14 protein-coding genes, 1 rRNA gene and 2 pseudogenes are annotated in these 19658 nt (G+C 73.0%); 11 read left to right on the plus strand and 6 right to left on the minus strand.

Going from position 1 to position 19658, the window contains the following annotated elements:
• The 3 genes and pseudogenes from rrf to ACZ6JY_RS17975 form a co-directional block, all read left to right on the plus strand.
• Positions 1-95, plus strand: a 5S ribosomal RNA gene (gene rrf, locus ACZ6JY_RS17965); the annotation flags it as partial.
• Between the two features lie 125 nt (positions 96-220).
• Positions 221-1351 (plus strand): annotated as a pseudogene (locus tag ACZ6JY_RS17970) (hypothetical protein); the annotation flags it as partial.
• A gap of 273 nt (positions 1352-1624) precedes the next feature.
• Entirely contained in the window at positions 1625-2482 is an 858-nt protein-coding gene (locus ACZ6JY_RS17975; RefSeq protein WP_469197331.1) for a tetratricopeptide repeat protein, read from the plus strand.
• Positions 2483-2577: 95 nt separating this feature from the next.
• Here the strand turns inward: ACZ6JY_RS17975 and ACZ6JY_RS17980 are convergent, their stop codons facing one another.
• Positions 2578-3861 (minus strand): DUF1015 domain-containing protein, encoded by a 1284-nt coding sequence (locus ACZ6JY_RS17980; RefSeq protein WP_469196969.1) that lies wholly within the window; start codon positions 3859-3861, stop codon positions 2578-2580.
• A gap of 72 nt (positions 3862-3933) precedes the next feature.
• Between ACZ6JY_RS17980 and ACZ6JY_RS17985 the strand changes: the two genes are divergently transcribed.
• Positions 3934-4986, plus strand: coding sequence for an HAD hydrolase-like protein (locus tag ACZ6JY_RS17985; protein WP_469196970.1), 1053 nt, complete (start codon positions 3934-3936; stop codon positions 4984-4986).
• A 209-nt stretch (positions 4987-5195) separates the two neighbouring features.
• Here ACZ6JY_RS17985 and ACZ6JY_RS17990 read toward each other — a convergent pair whose 3' ends face one another.
• Positions 5196-6029, minus strand: a complete 834-nt coding sequence (locus tag ACZ6JY_RS17990; RefSeq protein ID WP_469196971.1) for a siderophore-interacting protein — start codon at positions 6027-6029, stop codon at positions 5196-5198.
• Between the two features lie 227 nt (positions 6030-6256).
• Here ACZ6JY_RS17990 and ACZ6JY_RS17995 point away from each other — a divergent pair.
• Positions 6257-6727, plus strand: a pseudogene (locus tag ACZ6JY_RS17995) (ABC transporter ATP-binding protein); the annotation flags it as partial.
• Here ACZ6JY_RS17995 and ACZ6JY_RS18000 read toward each other — a convergent pair.
• Positions 6705-7052 (minus strand): alkyl sulfatase C-terminal domain-containing protein, encoded by a 348-nt coding sequence (locus tag ACZ6JY_RS18000; protein ID WP_469196972.1) that lies wholly within the window; start codon positions 7050-7052, stop codon positions 6705-6707. The pseudogene ACZ6JY_RS17995 and the gene ACZ6JY_RS18000 sit on opposite strands and share 23 nt — an antisense overlap.
• 42 nt (positions 7053-7094) lie before the next feature.
• Here ACZ6JY_RS18000 and ACZ6JY_RS18005 point away from each other — a divergent pair, with 42 nt between their 5' ends.
• Genes ACZ6JY_RS18005 through ACZ6JY_RS18015 form a run of 3 tightly spaced genes read left to right on the plus strand, consistent with a single transcriptional unit; the run spans position 7095 to position 9188 of the window.
• Positions 7095-7448 (plus strand): hypothetical protein, encoded by a 354-nt coding sequence (locus tag ACZ6JY_RS18005; protein WP_469196973.1) that lies wholly within the window; start codon positions 7095-7097, stop codon positions 7446-7448.
• A 7-nt stretch (positions 7449-7455) separates the two neighbouring features.
• Positions 7456-8271, plus strand: coding sequence for a TlyA family RNA methyltransferase (locus ACZ6JY_RS18010; protein WP_447036553.1), 816 nt, complete (start codon positions 7456-7458; stop codon positions 8269-8271).
• An 11-nt stretch (positions 8272-8282) separates the two neighbouring features.
• Positions 8283-9188, plus strand: a complete 906-nt coding sequence (locus tag ACZ6JY_RS18015; protein ID WP_469197332.1) for an NAD kinase — start codon at positions 8283-8285, stop codon at positions 9186-9188.
• Between the two features lie 21 nt (positions 9189-9209).
• On the opposite strand, the gene ACZ6JY_RS18020 is transcribed toward ACZ6JY_RS18015, so the two are convergent.
• Positions 9210-10568: an FtsX-like permease family protein gene (locus ACZ6JY_RS18020; protein WP_469196974.1), complete on the minus strand. Its 1359-nt coding sequence runs from the start codon at positions 10566-10568 to the stop codon at positions 9210-9212.
• Between the two features lie 237 nt (positions 10569-10805).
• On the opposite strand from ACZ6JY_RS18020, the gene recN reads away from it, so the two are divergent.
• Complete coding sequence (recN, locus tag ACZ6JY_RS18025; protein WP_469197333.1) at positions 10806-12533, plus strand: DNA repair protein RecN; 1728 nt, start codon at positions 10806-10808, stop codon at positions 12531-12533.
• A gap of 309 nt (positions 12534-12842) precedes the next feature.
• Positions 12843-13985 carry a glycosyltransferase family 4 protein gene (locus tag ACZ6JY_RS18030; protein ID WP_469196975.1) on the plus strand — a complete coding sequence of 381 codons (1143 nt, stop codon included), beginning with the start codon at positions 12843-12845 and terminating at the stop codon, positions 13983-13985.
• A gap of 18 nt (positions 13986-14003) precedes the next feature.
• Here ACZ6JY_RS18030 and ACZ6JY_RS18035 read toward each other — a convergent pair whose 3' ends face one another.
• Both ACZ6JY_RS18035 and ACZ6JY_RS18040 read right to left on the minus strand, forming a co-directional pair.
• The gene (locus ACZ6JY_RS18035) at positions 14004-15638 is read right to left on the minus strand and encodes a PucR family transcriptional regulator (protein ID WP_469196976.1); all 1635 of its coding nucleotides are present in this window, start codon (positions 15636-15638) and stop codon (positions 14004-14006) included.
• A gap of 65 nt (positions 15639-15703) precedes the next feature.
• A complete protein-coding gene (locus ACZ6JY_RS18040) occupies positions 15704-17533 on the minus strand; it encodes a glycoside hydrolase family 15 protein (RefSeq protein WP_469196977.1) in 1830 nt (609 codons plus the stop codon).
• Positions 17534-17963: 430 nt separating this feature from the next.
• On the opposite strand from ACZ6JY_RS18040, the gene ACZ6JY_RS18045 reads away from it, so the two are divergent.
• Positions 17964-19625: a CTP synthase gene (locus ACZ6JY_RS18045; RefSeq protein ID WP_469196978.1), complete on the plus strand. Its 1662-nt coding sequence runs from the start codon at positions 17964-17966 to the stop codon at positions 19623-19625.
• Positions 19626-19658: the final 33 nt, after the last annotated feature.

Here is a 19658-nt window from a genome sequence, read left to right on the forward strand (position 1 = left end):
AAACGCCCGGTTACATTCCGAACCCGGAAGCTAAGCCTCATAGCGCCGATGGTACTGCAGGGGGGACCCTGTGGGAGAGTAGGACGCCGCCGAACAATCTTTGGAGGACCCCTGGTCCCAGCGTCCACGCTGGGACCAGGGGTCCTTTTGTTTTTGTCGAAGCGCGCCGGCACCCCGGCTGCGCGAGAATGACTGCGGTACCGAAGACTAGGAGTCACCCATGTCCACCAACTCTCCCGACGAGCGACCGGAGCGCGACCAGCGCCGCCGGGACGGTGGCGACCGGGGCGGCTCCCACGGGGCGCCGAGGCGCGACAACGACCGTGGTGGTTTCCGTCGTGACGGTGACCGGCCGGCCTTCCGTCGCGATGACCGCCGTGACGATCGCGGTGATCGTGGTGGTTTCCGTCGCGACGACAACCGTGGCGGAGACAGCCGTGGTGGGGACAACCGTGGTGGCGATAACCGCGGTGGTGGTTTCCGTGGGCGTGATGATCGTGAGGGTGGGCGTCCGCCGTTCCGTCGTGACGACCGGTCCAGTGGGCCGCGTCGTGATGACCGTGAGGGTGGGCGTCCGCCGTTCCGTCGTGACGATCGGTCCAGTGGGCCGCGTCGCGATGACCGTGGCGGTAGCGCTGGCGCTGGCGGTGACCGTGGTGGTTTCCGTCGCGATGACAGCCGTGGTGGGGACAGCCGTGGTGGCGATAACCGCGGTGGTGGTTTCCGTGGGCGTGATGATCGTGAGGGTGGGCGTCCGCCGTTCCGTCGTGACGATCGGCCCAGTGGGCCGCGTCGCGATGATCGTGAGGGTGGGCGTCCGCCGTTCCGTCGTGACGATCGGTCCAGTGGGCCGCGCCGTGATGACCGTGGCGGTAGCGCTGGCGCTGGCGGTGACCGTGGTGGTTTCCGTCGCGACGGTGACCGGCCGGCCTTCCGTCGTGATGACCGCCGTGATGACCGCGGTGACCGTGGTGGTTTCCGTCGCGATGACAATCGTGGTGGGGACAGCCGTGGTGGCGATAACCGCGGTGGTGGTTTCCGTGGGCGTGATGACCGTGAGGGTGGGCGTCCGCCGTTCCGTCGTGATGACCGGTCCAGTGGGCCGCGCCGTGATGACCGTGAGGGTGGGCGTCCGCCGTTCCGCCGTGACGATCGGCCCAGTGGGCCGCGTCGCGATGACCGTGGCGGTAGCGCTGGCGCTGGCGGTGACCGCGGTGGTTTCCGTCGTGAGGGCGACCGGCCGGCCTTCCGCCGCGATGACCGCAGGGACGACCGGCGCGACGACCGCCGCGATGACCGTAGGGACGACCGCGGTGACCGTGGTGGCTTCCGGCGCGACGATCGCGGTGGTGACAACCGCGGCGGCGGATTCCGTGGCCGTGACGACCGCGGGCGTGATGACCGTGGCCGTGACGACCGTGGTCCGCGGCGTGAGGACAGCCGTGGTGGCGACAGGCCCGGTGGGTTCCGTGGGCGTGACGACCGTAGGGACGACCGGCGTGACGGCGGCGACCGCGGGGGCTACCGCGGCGGGCGCGACGACCGCGACCGTGACCGGGACCGCGAGCCGATCCGGCGGCTGCCGATCCCTGACGACGTCACGGGGCGCGAGATCGACAAGGACGTGCAGCAGGAGCTCCAGAGCCTCCCCAAGGGTCTCGCCGAGGACGTCGCGCGGAACCTGGTGATGGTCGCCAACCTCCTCGACGAGGACCCCGAGCAGGCCTACGCGTACTCGCGGATCGCCCTGCGGCTGGCCTCCAGGGTCGCGGCGGTGCGCGAGGCGGCGGGCTTCGCCGCGTACGCGACCCAGAAGTACAGCGAGGCGCTCTCCGAGTTCCGGGCCGCGCGGCGGATGACCGGCGGTGTCGAGCTGTGGCCCGTCATGGCGGACTGCGAGCGCGGCATGGGCCGGCCCGAGAAGGCGCTGGACATGGCCGGTGCGCCCGAGGTGCAGAAGCTCGACAAGGCGGGACAGGTCGAGATGCGGCTCGTCGCCGCCGGGGCACGTCGCGACATGGACCAGATCGATGCCGCCATCGTGACCCTGCAGAGCTCCGAGCTGGCCTCGAACTCCGTACAGCCCTGGACCGCGCGACTGCGGTACGCCTACGCCGACGCGCTGCTTGCGGCCGGTCGTGAGGACGAGGCCCGGGAGTGGTTCGCGAAGGTCGTCGAGTCCGACAAGGACGGCAGCACCGACGCCTCCGACCGACTGGCCGAGCTCGACGGTGTCGAGTTCGTCGACGCCCTTGAGGGCGACGAGGACGAGCAGGGCGGTGTCGGTGTCGAGGACGCCGAGCCGGTCGAGGACGTCCAGCCGGTCGAGCCGGTCGAGGAGCGTACCGAGAGCCGCGAGACCGCGGCCGACGACACGGCTGACGAAGAGGCCGACGACACGGTCGGCGATGACGCCGCCGATGGCGACAAGGCGGATGGCGACCAGGTCGACGGTGACAACGTCGACGGTGACAAGGCCTGATCGTCTGGACGGTTAGAAACTGAGAACGGGCGGGGCTGCCTTCAAGGAGCCCCGCCCGTTCGGCATGTCCGGGGTAGGAGAAAACGCCCGCCGCGTCAGAACGCGAGGCCTCGCAGGACCAGGCCCGTCGCCGGCTTCGGGCCGAAGGAGGTCGACTTGCGGGGCATCGTCACGCCCTGGCGGGCCAGGTCGCGGACGACCTCCTCGCGGACCGGATGCATCAGGACGGCCGTGCCGCCGTCGCGCTCGGCCTTCTCGACCGTCGCCTCGGTGTCGTGGATGTACGCGATGTGCTCGGGGGCGTCCGGGATGCTCCAGACGTGGTCGAGCAGGGTCGAGTGCAGGACCGTCGCGTCCAGGGTCCGCCATGCCTCGGGGTGGTCGTCGGGGATCGTACGGGCGAGGAGGTCCGGGGACGGGCGGTCGATGAGGTGGAAGGCGCCGTCGCCCGCGAGGAGGAAGGCGTTGCTCTCGGCGGCGGCCTCGGCGAGGGCGTCGAGCGCGTGGCCGAGGGTGCCCTCCACCGCGCGTACGCGGAAGGAGTCGCCGATGGCCGCGAGGGCCTTGGCGACCGGCAGGCGGTGGAGGTAGCGGTGGATGGCGCGGACCCGCAGCGGGTAGTGGGCGGTGTCGACCAGGAGGACCAGGCCGTAGTCCCAGGCGCTCGGCGTGGGGTGCTCGGCGCGCAGGCGCAGGTTGGTCGCCCAGCGGTGGTGGCCGTCGGCGATCAGTGCCTGGTGGGCGGCGAGATTCGACTGGATCTCTGTGATCTCCGCGGGGTCCGTCACCGACCAGAGGCGGTGGTGGAAGCCGTCCTCGGTGGTGGTGGCGAGCAGCGGCTCGCGGCGGGCGACGCGTTCGATGACGGCTATGGCGCCTTCCGCCCGCTCCTCGGCGTTGCTGCGGTAGGTCAGGAGCAGCGGTTCCAGGTTGGCGGAGGTCGCCCGCATCAGGGCCGCGCGGTCCTCGACGACGTGCGGCATCACGTCCTCGTGGGGCAGAACGATGCCGTCCCGGGCCTCGGAGAGGCGGAGCGCACCGATGATGCCGCGCTGGAGGATGTCGCCGTCGCGCTGTTCGTAGACGTACAGGCTCGGCTCGTCGTCGGGGGCGAGGATGCCTTCGGCGAGCCAGTCGCGCAGGGTGTCGGCGGCCTGCTGGTTGCGCGCGGCGGGGGTGGTGGCCTGCGGGAGGATCAGCCGGACGATGTTGTGCGGGTCGGCGGACTCCAGGTGGAGCAGGCCGTCGGGGCGGACCACCACGTCGTACGGGGGTGAGGTCACCGCGGCGAGGTTGCCGACCCGTTCGGGGACGTAGCGCACGCCCCGGAAGGGGATCAGCTCGAGTCCGGCTGCGTCCGTGTGACCCGCTGTGTTCATTGGGGCATCGTATGTGTGTCAGTGGCATGAGCGATGATCGGGGGAGTGGTAACGAGCGAGGAGCGATGTGTAATGAGCCAGACCGCAGGCAAGGGCGCGGGCGACGGCGTCAGGACGCGGCCGGCGGGCAGCGGCGAGGCGCTGAGCGAGGCGTATGACACCGCGCTGCTCGACCTGGACGGGGTCGTGTACGCGGGCGGGCTCGCGATCAAGTACGCCGTCGAGTCGCTCGGCACGGCCCGCAAGGGCGGCATGCACCTCGCGTACGTCACGAACAACGCGCTGCGGACGCCGGACGCGGTGGCGGAGCATCTGACGGAGCTGGGTATCGAGACGGTCGCCGCGGATGTCATCACCTCGGCGCAGGCCGCGGCCCGGCTGGTCAGTGAGCGGGTGCCCGTCGGGGCGCGAGTGCTCGTGATCGGCGGGGAGGGGCTGCGGGTGGCGCTGCGGGAGCGGGGCCTTGAGCCGGTCGAGTCGGCCGACGACGATCCGGCGGCGGTCGTGCAGGGGTACGGGGGTCCCGACATGGCGTGGGGGCGCTTCGCCGAGGCCTGTTACGCGATCGCGCGCGGGGTGCCGTGGTTCGCGTCGAACGCGGACCTGACGATTCCGAGCGCGCGGGGCATCGCGCCGGGCAACGGCGCGGCGGTGGAGGTCGTCCGCATCGCGACGAACGCCGAGCCGACGGTGGCGGGCAAGCCGCTGCCGCCGATGCACCGGGAGACGATCCTGCGGACGGGTGCCGAGCGGCCGCTGGTCGTGGGCGACCGGCTGGACACGGACATCGAGGGCGCGTTCAACGGCGGGGTGGATTCCCTGCTCGTCATGACCGGCGTCACGGACGCCGCGCAGCTCCTCGCGGCGCCGCCGCGGCACCGGCCGACGTACGTGGACGCGGACCTGCGCGGCATGCTCACCGGGCAGCCCGAGGTGACCGCGTCCGAGGGCGGCTTCGCCTGCGGCGGCTGGACGGCCTCGGTGCGCGACGGCGAGCTGACCGTGGACGGCGACGGCGAAGCCATGGACGGACTGCGCGCCCTGTGCGCGGCAGCCTGGACCGAGGCCGGGGACGACTCCTGCACGCTGGCCACGGACAAGGCGGTGAGTCGGCTGGGGCTTTGACCCGGCTGGGCTGTGACGCGGCCGGGGCTGCGAGCCGACTGGGGGTGTGACGCGGCGAAGACTGCGGCTCGGCGGGGAGTGTGACCCGGGCGGGGTGAGTCGGCCGGGACTGTGCCCCGGCCGAGGACTGTGAGCCGCTGGGGGTGGCCGCGGCCACCCGGGGCGCGGCTTGCGGTTGAGGCGTTGCCGCAGCGGTCCGCTCCGGGGGGTCAGGCCGTTTCGCCTCGGTCGATCAGCTCGTCGGTGGTCGTGTTTCTGCGCCAGTAGCCGGAGAACGACACCCGTTCACGGGCGAAGCCGCGGTCGCCGACCAGGTGGCGACGGACGGCCCTGACCGTCGCGGACTCGCCCGCGATCCATGCGTAGGGCGTGCCTTCGGGGAGGTCCGCACCCTTGATTCCCTCCGTGGTGGCGCCCTCCCTGGTGAGCCAGTGGATCTCGGTGTCCGCCCTGCTGGGCAGCGCCTGGCGGTCCGCCAGGTCGTGGACCTCGATCCAGACGCGCGTCGCCAGGCCGGGCGGCAGGGTCTCCAGGATGCCCGCGACGGCCGGGAGCGCCGATTCGTCGGCGGCCAGGAGCAGCCAGTCGGTGTCCTCCGGCGGCCGGAAGTCGTACGCCGCGTTCTCCTCCTCGACCGGGGCGAGGACGCCGATGCGGGCGCCGGGCCGTGCCGTCCGTGCCCAGCTCGTTGCGGGGCCGTCCATGAGGGAGGGCGCCGCGCCGTGGACGGCGAAGTCGACGATCAGCTCATGCGGATCCCGGCGGAGATCACGGGTCGTGTACGTACGCATGATGCCCCGTACCGAAGGGTCGAGTGCGCACCAGGCGGCGTACCAGTCGCCGGCGTCACCGGTGCCGGTGTCCGGCATGACCGGGGCGTCCTGGCCCGGGTGCGGCAGGAAGATCTTGATGCGCTGGTCCCGGCCGCCCGAGGCCATGCGCGGCAGGTCGGGGCCGCCGAAGGCCACGCGGATCATGGCGGGGGTGATCCGTTCGGCGCGCAGCACCCGGACGTCGAAGTACTGGTACGGGGAGTCGGTCATCGCTTGGCCTCTTCGGCTTCTCGTTCGGCTTCTCGACGTGGCGGGGTGGCACGGACGGTGGCATGGACAGCGGCATGGACAGTAGGCGCGACGATGACGGTGGGCGTGACGATGACGGTGGGGGCGCGTTCGGGCCCGCTCTTCGCGTCGGGTCACCCCCGCTCCTCTCCGTCGAGAGGCATTAAAAGGGTAGGCTAACCTAACCTCGCGTTGGTCGACAGTCCCCCGACCTCGTCGCGCGCGGCCGCTACCCCCACCAGGGGCTCCTGCGGCAGTGGTGGCGGGACGACGTGCGGATCGTGGACGAGTCGGTGGAGGCGACGGGCGTACGGGGGCTCGCCGACCGCCACGTCGACGCGCTCTCCGGCGGCCGGCGCCAGCGCGTGTGGATCGCCATGGCCCTCGCCCAGCAGACCCCGCTGCTGCTCCTGGACGAGCCGACGACCTTCCTCGACATCCAGCACCAGCTCGACGTCCTGGACCTGTGCGCGTGGCCTGGACCTGTGCGCGCGGCTCCACGAGGAGCGGGGCCGCACCCTCGTCGCCGTCCTGCACGACCTCGACCACGCCGCGCGTTACGCCACGCACCGCATCGCCCTGCGCGACGGCGCGGTCAGCTGGTGGAGGAGGAGTTCGGCATCCGGTGCCGGATCGTCGAGGACCCCGAGACAGGCACTAGAGCAGCGACCTCAGCTTGAGCAGGTCCCGGAAGCCCGCCTCCAGTTTGACCCGGCCCGAGGCCCACGCCTTCGCGAACTTCAGCTCGCCGTCGACCAGCGCGACGAGGTCGTCGCCGGTCATCGCCAGGCGGATCTCGGCCTTCTCGCGGGGCGGCCCCCGGTGGCTGTCGCGCACCGTGATCCGGCCGTTCTCGAGGCGCCCGGTGAAGGTGGCGTCGAGGTCGGTGATGTGGCAGCTCAGTGAGCGGTTCAGGGCAGCCGCGCTGCGCACGTCGCCGTCGGCGGACGCGAGATCGTCCGAGAGCCTGTCGAGTGCGGTACGGCACTCCGCCATGGTCACCATCGTGATCGACGGTACCGCAGGGCTTCGCGGTAGCGTCATGCCATGAGCGACTCATACGAGGGCCAGGACGCGGGCCGGGACGCGGGCCAGGACGCGGGCCGGCACGCGGCGGCGGACGCCGCGGCGCAGGCTGCGGAGCCAGAGGTTCCGGACGAGCCGTCGTACGACCCGGCGGGGCCCGCCCCCCTCGGCGTCGAGCGCGCGCCCACCGGCGACGCGGACGTGGACGCCCACCTCGCCCGGCTCGGCGACGCCGACCACCTCGCCACCGACGGCCACGTCGAGGTGTACGAGGATGTACACCGGGGCCTGCGCGACGCGCTGACCGCGCTCGACGCGCGCCCCGGCCCCCCGGCCCCCACCGGGGTGCCCACCCCTTCGTACGACAGGAGCTGAACCGAACGTGGCAGGAGTGGCACGACGCCGACTCGACGCCGAGCTCGTCCGCAGGAAGCTGGCGCGCTCGCGCGAGCACGCGAGCCAGCTGATCGCCGCAGGCCGGGTCTCGGTCGGCAAGTCCGTCGCGACCAAGGCCGCGACCCAGGTCGAGACGGCCGCCGCGATCGTGGTCGCGCAGGACGGCGACGACCCGGACTACGTATCGCGCGGCGGGCACAAGCTCGCGGGCGCCCTCGCCGCCTTCACGCCGCGTGGCCTGGTCGTCGAGGGGCGGCGCGCGCTGGACGCGGGGGCGTCCACCGGCGGCTTCACGGACGTGCTGCTGCGGGCCGGCGCGGAGCGCGTCGTCGCCGTCGACGTGGGGTACGGCCAGCTCGCGTGGTCGTTGCAGAGCGACGACCGGGTCACCGTGAAGGACCGTACGAACGTACGGGAATTGACGCTCGAAGCGATCGACGGCGTCCCCGTCGACCTGGTCGTCGGCGACCTCTCCTTCATCCCGCTCGGCCTGGTGCTGCCCGCCCTCAAGCGGTGCGCGGCCCCCGACGCGGACCTCGTCCTCATGGTCAAGCCGCAGTTCGAGGTCGGCAAGGAGCGTCTCGGCAGCGGCGGCGTGGTGCGCAGCACGGAGCTGCGGGCCGAGGCCGTGCGCGGGGTGGCGCGGCAGGCGTGGGGGCTCGGACTCGGAGTGCGCGGCGTGACCGCGAGCCCGCTGCCCGGACCCTCCGGAAACGTCGAGTACTTTCTGTGGCTGTGCGCCGGGGCCGACGAACTCGACCCGGCGGATGTTGACCGTGCCGTGGCGGAGGGGCCCCGTTGACCCAGACCCGAGTGACCCAGACCCGAGCTCGTACCGTTTTCCTGCTCGCCCATACCGGACGGCCCGCGGCCATCCGCAGCGCCGAACGCGTCGTCCAGGGGCTGCTGCGCCACGGCATCGGCGTACGGGTCCTCAAGGCGGAGGCGGCGGATCTGCCGCTGCCCTCCGAGGTCGAGTCGGTCCAGGAGGCGACGGCCGACTGCATCGACGACTGCGAGCTGATCGTCGTCCTCGGCGGCGACGGCACGCTGCTGCGCGGCGCGGACTTCGCGCGCGCGTCGGGGGTGCCCATGCTCGGCGTCAACCTCGGGCGCGTGGGCTTCCTCGCGGAGGCCGAGCGTGACGACCTGGACAAGGTCGTCGACCGGGTGGTCAACAAGAACTACGAGGTCGAGGAGCGCATGACGATCGACGTCGTCGTGCACAGCAACGGCGACGTCGTGCACCGCGACTGGGCGATGAACGAAGCGGCCGTGCAGAAGGTGTCGCCCGAGCGGATGCTCGAAGTGGTCCTGGAGATCGACGGGCGGCCCGTCACCGGATTCGGCTGCGACGGCATCGTCTGCGCCACGCCGACGGGATCGACGGCGTACGCGTTCTCGGCGGGCGGGCCCGTGGTGTGGCCGGAGGTCGAGGCGCTCCTCATGGTGCCGATCAGCGCGCACGCCCTGTTCGCCAAGCCGCTGGTGACCTCGCCGGACTCGGTGCTCGCCGTGGAGGTCCAGCCGCACACTCCGCACGGCGTCCTCTGGTGCGACGGCCGGCGGACCGTGGAACTGCCCTCGGGCGCGCGCGTGGAGGTGCGCCGCGGGGCGGTGCCGGTGCGGCTCGCGCGGCTGCACCACGCCTCGTTCACCGACCGCCTCGTCGCCAAGTTCGCCCTGCCGGTGCAGGGGTGGCGCGGGGCGCCGCAGTAGGCGTACGGGGCCTCGGCGGGCTCATGTGGCGCCGAGGACGGTGATGGCGCGCCGCCGCAGCACCGCCCGCACCGGCAGACCCGTGGCGAGCAGGGTGAGCAGCAGCGTGCCCGCCGCGATGGCCGTCGGCACGGCCCAGGGGAGGTAGGGCACGGCGGTGCCGAACGCCGACGTGAGCATCGGCGCCAGAGTGGTGAGCGCGATCACGCCGCCGAGCAGCAGCGCGGTCCCCGCCACGACCACGGCCTCCCAGGCGGCCATGGCGCCGAGCTGGCCGCGCCCGCCGCCCACCACGCGCAGCAGGGCGACATCGCGGCGGCGCTCGAAGGAGATCATGGCGAGGGTGTTCGCCGCGGCGATGGCGGCGAAGCCCGCGTAGAGGCCGGTGCCGACGTAGTCGAGCCAGACCTCGCCCGCGCCGCCCGCCGAGCCGGTGTGGTGCTGAGCCGTCGTCCGCATGCCGATCTTGGTGAGGCCGAAGCCGACGACGAGGATCAGCGGGACGACCGCGGCGGAGAAGCGCCGGGGCTGGGAGCGGACGTTGCGCATGGCGAGGCGCGCGCTCGGGCCGAAGCGGCCGACCACTGCCGAGACCAGCAGGGCCGCGGGGCCGATGAGACGCGGGCCGAGGAGCCCGGCGCCGACGCAGAAGAGGATGAGTACGAGGAAGGCGCCCTGGCCCGCCTCGTCGGCGGGCTGCCGCGACAGGAGCACCGAGACGACGCACGCCCCCGCGACCGCGGTCACGCCCAGGGGCGCCCGCAGGAGGCCGAGCCCGCGCCGCCCGGTCGCCGCCTCGGCCAGGGCGCGCGCCGGACGCAGCAGCGAGAAGCGCACCGCCGCGAGCAGGGCGGCGAGCGTCGACGTCACCACGGCCACGCCGACGCACACCGGCAGGGCGAGCCAGCCGAACCGGAAGCCGGCCTCGGCGGGGAGCAGCCCGTGGGAGACCATGCCGGCGTGCCACCAGCGGGCGACGAGCCCGCCGAGGACGAAGCCGGCGAGGGCGGCGGGGACCGACGCCGCGAGGGCCTGGACGGCCACCGCGCGGCGGACCTGGCGGGGCCTCGCGCCGATGGCGCGCACCAGGGCGATCTCGCGGTGCTGCTGTGCGACGGCGGTGCCCATGGTCGACGCGACGACGAATATCGACATGTAGATGGAACCGATCAGGAGGACGACGGCCATGTCGCCGACGCCGTTCTCCGTGATCTGCCGGCGGGCCGCCGGGGCGAGCCCGGCGACGCTCCCGCCGCTCGTCGAGCCGAGCATCATCGTCGACGCGCTCACCACCGTCGCCGCGAAGAGCGCGGCCACCGCGGTGCCCGCGAATGCCGGGCGGTGCGCGCGCAGCGCCGCCCGTGCCAGTCCTGTCGTCATGTCGATCATGGTCGCGGTGGGGCGGGTAAGGGGACCATGCGGCGGGCAGGTGGATCTTGCTGGGGTTAACCCCACCCCGGCGCCCGGCACCGTTTCGCGGGGGTGGCGGCGCGCCCACTCACGCGAGTGACAGCGGGTCGCGCCGCCCCGCCGCCACCTGCGCCTTCGCCGAAGGAGCGCGGGGGCCGTCGCACACCGGGCCCGTGACCTCGTAAGGTCTTGTCCGTGTTGGAGGAGATGCGGATACGGTCGCTCGGAGTCATCGACGACGCTGTCGTAGAGCTCTCGCCAGGCTTCACCGCCGTGACGGGTGAGACCGGCGCGGGCAAGACGATGGTGGTCACGAGCCTTGGCCTGTTGCTCGGCGGGCGCGCGGACGCCGCCCTGGTGCGGATCGGCGCGAAGTCGGCGGTGGTCGAAGGGCGCATCGCCGTGCCCGCGGACGCCCCCGCGGCCGTGCGCGCCGAGGAGGCCGGGGCCGAACTGGACGACGGGGCGTTGCTCATCAGCAGAACCGTCTCGGCGGAGGGGCGCTCCAGAGCGCACCTCGGCGGGCGCTCGGTGCCGGTCGGGCTGCTCTCCGAACTCGCCGACGACCTCGTCGCCGTGCACGGCCAGACCGACCAGCAGGGCCTGCTGAAGCCGGCCAGGCAGCGCGGCGCCCTCGACCGGTACGCGGGCGACGCGGTCGCCGTGCCGCTGGCCAAGTACACCTCCGCCTACCGCAGGCTGCGGGCCGTCACCGTCGAGGTCGAGGAGATCACCACGCGCGCGCGGGAACGCGCCCAGGAGGCGGACCTGCTGCGCTTCGGCCTCGAAGAGATCGCGGGCGTCGAACCGCGGGCCGGCGAGGACATCGAACTCGCGGGCGAGGCCGAGCGGCTCGGGCACGCCGAGGCACTCGCCTCCGCCGCCACGTCCGCGCACGCCGCGCTCGCGGGCAACCCCGAGGACCCCGAGGTCGTCGACGCCTCGACGCTGGTAGCGGGCGCCTCACGGGCCCTGGAGGCCGTGCGGTCGCACGACCCGGCCCTGTCCGCGCTCGCCGACCGCCTCGGCGAGATCGGGATTCTCCTGGGCGATGTGGCGGGCGAGCTCGCCGGGTACGCCGACGACCTGGACGCCGATCCGCTGCGGCTCGCCGCGGTCGAGGAGCGGCGGGCCGCGCTGACCCAGCTCACCCGGAAGTACGGCGCCGACATCGACGCGGTCCTCGCCTGGGCCGAGGAGGGGGCGGCTCGCCTCGCCGAATTGGAGGGCGACGACGACCGCCTCGGCGAGCTGACCGCCGAACGCGACGCCCTGCGGGGCGAGCTCGCCGGGCTCGCGCAGGCGCTGACCGACGCCCGGCAGGAGACGGCGTCGCGGTTCGCTGCGGCCGTCACCGAGGAGCTGGCCTCGCTGGCCATGCCCCACGCGCGCGTGTCGATCGCCATCAGCTCCACCGAGGTCCCCGAGGGTTCGGACGGCGTCGTGGTCGACGGGCGCACGGTCGCCTACGGGCCCACCGGCGTCGACGAGGTGGAACTCCTCCTCGCCCCGCACCCCGGGGCACCGCCCCGGCCCATCGCCAAGGGGGCGTCCGGTGGTGAGCTCTCGCGCGTGATGCTCGCCGTCGAGGTGGTCTTCGCCGGGACCGACCCCGTCCCCACCTACCTCTTCGACGAGGTCGACGCCGGCGTCGGCGGCAAGGCCGCCGTCGAGATCGGACGGCGCCTGGCGCGGCTCGCCAAGTCGGCGCAGGTCGTGGTCGTCACACACCTGCCGCAGGTCGCGGCCTTCGCGGACCGGCAGCTCCTGGTCGAAAAGACCAACGACGGCATGGTCACCCGCTCCGGGGTGCAGGTGCTTGAGGGCGAGGACCGGGTCAGGGAGCTGTCGCGGATGCTGGCGGGGCAGGAGGACAGCGAGACCGCGCGGGCGCATGCGGAGGAGCTGTTGGCCACGGCCCGGGGGGACGCATGACCCCCGGGGAACCACAGCCGCGTCCCGCCGGTGCCGCCGGTGCGGCGCGGGCGCGGGTCGCCTCGGGCTGAGTACGCGGCTCGCCGGGGGCCGGAGCCGGGGGCCGGGGGAGCGGGGGCCGCGGGGCGCGATGGGAACGTACGAGCCCCGTTGGCGTCACCCTTGTGGGTGATCCCGGGCCGGGAGTTGCCCGTCCGTACGCGGAAGTGACCTTTCGGCAGTGCCGGAACGTCCGTGCGGACTGGCATCCTTGGCGCACCATCTGCTCGACCCGTCCCTGCCCGACGCACAACCAGGAGCCTTCGCCACGTGAGCCACGTGAGCAGCCACTCGCCGCACGGACAGACGCCACTGCACACCGTGCAAGTCCTCGGCGGTGGCAGCGCGGGCAGCAGCGTGCACGTCAGATCGCTCGCCGCGGGGCTGGCCGCCAGAGGCGTACGGGTCACCGTGTGCGCCCCCGAAGAGGCCGCCCGCGCCTACGACTTCGCCGGCGCCGGAGCCCGGCACATCCACGTGCCCCGCAGCGGCGACCCCGCCTCCGTGGCCGCCCTGCGCGCCGCCTGCGCCGACGCCGACCTCGTGCACGCCCACGGACTGCACGCCGCCCTGCGCGCCACCCTCGCCCTCACCGGACGCCGCGTCCCGCTCGTCGTCACCTGGCACGACCACACGCACGCCGAGGGCGCCCGCGTGAGGCTGGTCCGGCTCCTGGAACGGCGGGTCGCGAGGGCCGCCACCGTGCTGCTCGGCACCTCGTCCGAACTCGTCGACCGGGCCCGCGGCAGGGGCGCAAGGGACGCCAGGCTCGCGGCGGTCGCGCTGCCCGGACAGCGCCGCACCGGCGTCCCCGTGACGGAGGAGCCCGACCGCCTGCTGCACAAGTCCCGTGCCGAACTCGGAGCCGTGGACCGCCCGTTGGTCATGGCCGTCGGCGCCCTCGAACAGGGCCGGGGTCACACACTCCTGCTGGACGCCACGCGCTCGTGGCGGCACCTGGACCCGCTGCCGCTCCTCGTCGTGGCGGGGGAGGGGCCCGAACGCCCGGCCATGCTGCGCCGCATCGAGACCGAGCGGCTGCCGGTCCGTCTGATCGGGCGGCGCGACGACATCCCCGACCTCCTCGCGGCGGCCGACATCGCGGTGCTGCCCGCCGGCCGGGAGGCCCGCTCCGTACTCGCCCAGGAAGCGCTGCACGCCCGCGTGCCGCTCGTCGCGGCGGCGACGAGCGCTCTCACCGAACTGGTCGGCGACGCCGCGGAACTCGTGCCCCCCGGCGACGCGGAGGCGCTCGGCACCGCCGTGGCGCGTCTGCTCGCCGACCCGGCCCGCCGCGCCCGGCTCCGGGAGAAGGGCGCTGCCCAGGCGGCGACATGGCCGACCGAGGACGAGACGGTCACACAAGTGCTGAGCGTGTACGACGAGTTGACGCAGCCGCTGCCGTACAGCTGACGTCCGCCCTGCCCGGCGCTACGCCACGTGTCTGCGGGCCCGGAGCGCCAGGCTGAGCGCGAGCACCGTCTGCGGGTCGTCGAGGTCCGTGCCGAGGAGCTCGCTGATGCGGGCGAGGCGGTTGTAGAGCGTCTGCCGGTTGAGATGCAGCTCGCGCGCGGTCTCCGCCTTGCGGCCCGCGTGCGCCAGGTAGGTCTGGAGCGTGGGCAGCAGCGGCGGCTTCGCACGCTCGTCGTGGGCGCGCAGCGGGCCGATCGCGCGGTCCACGAACGCCGCGAGGTCGGGGTGGTCGCGCAGCCGCCAGAGCAGCAGGTCGGTGTCGAGGCGCCGCGCGTCGTACCAGGGGCGGTCGACGAGGCCCTGCGCGGCCGTCGCCGTCTCCGCCGCGTGCCGCAGGCCCGCCGACGCCGCGGCCCAGCCGCCCGCGACGCCGACCACCACGACCGGCGGCTGCGCCCCGGGGCGCTGCATCCCCGCGCGCTCCACGCCGGCCCGCAGGGCGGCGGCGACCCGGTCGGCGACCGAGGTCCGCTCGGACTCCGAGCGCAGCCCGAGGAGCAGCGGTACGCGGCCCTCGACGGGACGCACGCCGAGCAGCACCGGCACGCCCACCGACGCCAGCTCCTCCGCGACGGCCCGCGCGAGCACCGCCAGGCCGCCGCCGGTCGGCAGCCCGTCCGCGAGCCGCATCACCACCGGCAGGAGCGGGCTCCCCGCGGGCCCCGGCCTGAAGCCGAGCACGCGTGCCTGGGCGGGGGCGTCGTCGGCGGCGATCCGTCCCTCCGCGAGGTCGGTGAGGAAGTCGCCGCGGCCCCGCGCGGCGAGCTCCTCCTCCTGGCGGGCCTGCATGAGCACCACCGCGAGGCTGCTCGCGGCCCGCTCCGCCGCGATGCGGTGCACCGGCAGCGGCGCGGACTCCACGGCGAGCAGCACGAGCCTGGCCCGCACGGAACCGGCACCGGGTCCGCCGCCCGGCACGTCGACGATCACCGCGGCGGCCGGAGGACCCTCCCGGTCGACCGCGCTGCCCCGCAGCCCCTCCCAGACCTGGAGCGGGTCGGCGCACTCGGTGCCCGCCCCCGCGGCGTACAGGAGCTGCCCGTCCGCGGTCTCCAGGAACACCGGGTTGCCGCTGAACTCGGCGAGGATGCCGAGGACCTGCGGCACACCGCCCCCGCCGAGCAGCGCCTCCGTGCACCGCCTGTGCACCTCCTCGGCCCGCTGGAGCAGCGCGTAGTGGCCGTTGACGATCTCGGTGTGCACCTCTTCGGTGACCGTCACGAACGGCACCTCGCGGTGGAGCTGCACCAGCGGGAGCCCGGCCGACCGCGCCGTCTCCACGATCGCCGCCGGGAGCCGGGCGAAGCGTGGCCCCAGCTCGACGACCAGGGCGGCGATGCCGCGCTCGGCCAGCTTGCGCACGAAGGCCCGCTGGTCGGCAGGGCGGGTGCCGAGCCCGAGCCCCGTGGTGAGCAGCAGCTCGCCGCCCTTGAGCAGCGAGGCCATGTTGGGCACCTCGCCCGCGTGCACCCAGCGCACCGTCCGCTGAAGCCGCTCGGCGCCCGCGACGACCTCGGGGAGCCCGCCGCGCAATCCCGGAAGTTCCAGCGCGCGCTGCACGGTGATGCCGCCCTGGGTGCCCTGACTGTCCATGGCGCGGACGCTACCGGGACGCGGGGGGAGACGGCATCCCGGTCCCCCCGCCCCCTGCGGCGGCCTCAGCCGCCGTACGCCCCCGAGGCCGTCAGCCTGAGGGCCGTGTCGATCAGCGGGACGTGGCTGAACGCCTGCGGGAAGTTGCCGACCTGCCGCTGGTTGACGGAGTCCCACTCCTCGGCGAGGAGCCCCAGGTCGTTGCGGAGCGCGAGGAGCTTCTCGAAGAGCTTGCGGGCCTCGTCGACCCGGCCGATCATCGCGAGGTCGTCGGCCATCCAGAACGAGCAGGCGAGGAACGCGCCCTCGTCGCCCTCCAGGCCGTCCAGGTTCTCCTCGTCGCCGGAGGTGGGGTAGCGCAGGATGAAGCCGTCCGGGGTGGACAGCTCCCGCTGGATCGCCTCGATGGTGCCGATGACGCGCTTGTCGTCGGGCGGCAGGAAGCCCATCTGCGGGATCAGGAGCAGCGAGGCGTCCAGCTCCTGGGAGCCGTAGGACTGCGTGAAGGTGTTCCGCTCCGCGTCGTAGCCCTTCTCGCAGACGTCCCGGTGGATGTCGTCGCGCAGCTCGCGCCACTTCTCCAGCGGGCCCTCCACGTCCCCGGACTCCAGGAGCTTGATGGTGCGGTCGATGGCGACCCAGACCATGACCTTGGAGTGCACGAAGTGGCGGCGCGGGCCGCGCACCTCCCAGATGCCCTCGTCCGGCTCGTCCCAGTGGTCCTCCAGGTAGCGGATCAGCTTGAGCTGGAGCATCGAGGCGTAGTCGTTGCGGGCCAGGCCGGTCATGTGGGCCAGGTGCAGGGCCTCGGTGACCTCGCCGTAGACGTCGAGCTGGAGCTGGTTGGCCGCGCCGTTGCCCGCCCTGACCGGTGTGGAGCCCTCGTAGCCCGGCAGCCAGTCCAGCTCGGTCTCGCCGAGCTCGCGCTCGCCCGCGATGCCGTACATGATCTGGAGGTTCTCCGGGTCGCCGGCCACCGCGCGCAGCAGCCACTCGCGCCAGGCGCGGGCCTCGTCGCGGTAGCCCGTGCGCAGCAGCGACGACAGCGTGATCGCGGCGTCGCGCAGCCACGTGAAGCGGTAGTCCCAGTTGCGTGAGCCGCCGATGTCCTCGGGCAGCGAGGTGGTGGGCGCCGCGACGATGCCGCCGGTCGGCGCGTAGGTGAGCGCCTTCAGCGTGATCAGCGAGCGGACCACGGCCTCCCGGTAGGGCCCGTGGTACGTACAGTGCTCGACCCACTCGCGCCAGAACTCCTCCGTGGCCTCCAGGGCGTTCTCGGGCTCCGGCAGCGCGGGCTGGTCCTTGTGCGAGGGCTGCCACGAGATGGTGAACGCGATGCGCTCACCCGGCGAGACCGTGAAGTCGGAGTACGTGGTCAGGTCCTTGCCGAAGGTGTCGGCGTCGGTGTCGAGCCAGACGGAGTCGGGGCCCGCGACGGCCACCGTGCGGTTGTCGACCTTGTGCACCCAGGGCACCACACGGCCGTAGCTGAACCGCATCCGCAGCGCGGAGCGCATCGGCACCCGGCCGCTGACCCCCTCGACGATCCGCACGAGCTGCGGGGCGTCGGTGTCGCGCGGCGGCATGAAATCGATCACGCGGACCGTGCCGCGCGGTGTGTCCCACTCGGATTGAAGGACCAGGGAATCGCCGCGGTAGGTGCGGCGCGCGGCCGTGGGCGGCTGCGCTTCCGGGTCGTGAGCCGGCCCGAGGCGCCAGAAGCCGTGCTCCTCGGTGCCCAACAGGCCGGCGAAAATGGCGTGAGAGTCGAAGCGGGGCAGGCACAGCCAGTCGACTGTCCCGTCCCGGCAGACCAGGGCTGCGGTCTGCATGTCTCCGATGAGTGCGTAGTCCTCGATGCGCCCGGCCACGTGCATCTCCAGTCGAACGGCCACGTTCGCCCCGCGGGGCGCTTACTTACTGGTCAGCGGTCAAGTGATCGTTGACGAGCGCTTGTTCCGGGTGCAAGGCGGGTGGTGCCGTGTGCCGGATGGGGCTCGGCAGCGAGCGTCCGAGCAGGATACGACGCGCTTTGGTGATCTGCGCGCCCCTCCCGGCAACGAGCTGCGGCCGAACGGGTGAGCGGCAGGTGAGAGGCGGTGTACCTGCGCGTTTATGGGGCGTGCGTGTCTCGTGACGATGTGGTGCCCGCCCAATGGCGGAGCGTGCCCGGAAGCGTCCCCCTCAGGTCGCTGATACCCTGGTAGCCCGTGAGCCGGTGGTCATCGAACCCCCGAACCGCAGCGACGACACCTCCCCAGGATCCCCGGGTGAGAGTGGCGGAACGCACCCTTCAGACCGCGACACGGGAGCCCCCTCTTGGCCATGCAGCCCACATCCAAGACGACCAAGCACATCTTCGTCACCGGGGGTGTCGCCTCTTCCCTCGGCAAGGGTCTGACTGCCTCCAGCCTGGGTGCGCTCCTGAAGGCGCGCGGCCTGCGCGTCACGATGCAGAAGCTCGACCCGTACCTGAACGTCGACCCCGGCACGATGAACCCCTTCCAGCACGGTGAGGTGTTCGTCACCAACGACGGCGCCGAGACGGACCTGGACATCGGCCACTACGAGCGCTTCCTCGACGTCGACCTCGACGGCTCGGCGAACGTGACCACCGGCCAGATCTACTCCCAGGTGATCGCCAAGGAGCGGCGCGGCGAGTACCTCGGCGACACCGTCCAGGTCATCCCGCACATCACCAACGAGATCAAGCACCGCATCCGCCGCATGGCGACGGACGACGTGGACGTCGTGATCACGGAGGTCGGCGGCACGGTCGGCGACATCGAGTCGCTGCCGTTCCTGGAGACCGTCCGCCAGGTCCGCCACGAGGTCGGCCGCGACAACGTCTTCGTCGTGCACATCTCGCTGCTGCCCTACATCGGCCCCTCCGGCGAGCTGAAGACCAAGCCGACCCAGCACTCCGTCGCCGCCCTGCGCAACATCGGCATCCAGCCGGACGCCATCGTCCTGCGCGCCGACCGCGAGGTGCCGACCGCCATCAAGCGCAAGATCTCGCTGATGTGCGACGTCGACGAGGCCGCCGTGGTCGCCGCCATCGACGCGCCGTCGATCTACGACATCCCGAAGGTGCTGCACACCGAGGGCCTGGACGCCTACGTGGTGCGCAAGCTCGACCTGCCCTTCCGCGACGTGGACTGGACCCAGTGGGACGACCTCCTGGACCGCGTCCACAGCCCGCGGCACGAGGTCACGGTCGCGCTGGTCGGCAAGTACATCGACCTGCCCGACGCCTACCTCTCGGTGACCGAGGCCATGCGCGCGGGCGGCTTCGCCAACCGCGCCCGCGTCAAGGTCAAGTGGGTCACCTCCGACGACTGCAAGACCCCGGCGGGCGCCGCCAAGCAGCTCGGTGACGTCGACGCCATCCTGATCCCCGGCGGCTTCGGCGAGCGCGGCGTCAACGGCAAGGTCAGCGCCATCCAGTACGCCCGCGAGAACAAGGTGCCGCTGCTCGGCATCTGCCTCGGCCTCCAGTGCATCGTCGTCGAGGCCGCCCGCAACCTCGCCGACATCCCGGACGCCAACTCCACGGAGTTCGACGCGGCCACCGCCCACCCGGTGATCTCCACCATGGCCGAGCAGCTCGACATCGTCGCGGGCGAGGGCGACATGGGCGGCACGATGCGCCTGGGCATGTACCCGGCCAAGCTCGCCGAGGGCTCCATCGTGCGCGAGGTGTACGAGGGCAAGGAGTACGTCGAGGAGCGCCACCGTCACCGCTACGAGGTGAACAACTCCTACCGCGCCGACCTGGAGAAGAAGGCGGGCATCCTGTTCTCCGGCACCTCCCCGGACGGCAAGCTCGTCGAGTACGTCGAGTACCCCCGCGAGGTCCACCCCTACCTCGTCGCCACCCAGGCCCACCCGGAGCTGCGCTCGCGTCCGACGCGTCCGCACCCGCTCTTCGCCGGGCTCGTGAAGGCCGCCGTCGAGCGTCAGACGGGCGCCAAGTCCGCCGAGTGACGACAGGCGATACGGTTGCCGGGGTACGTGCCT

The organism is Streptomyces sp. NPDC046335, from assembly GCF_055587985.1.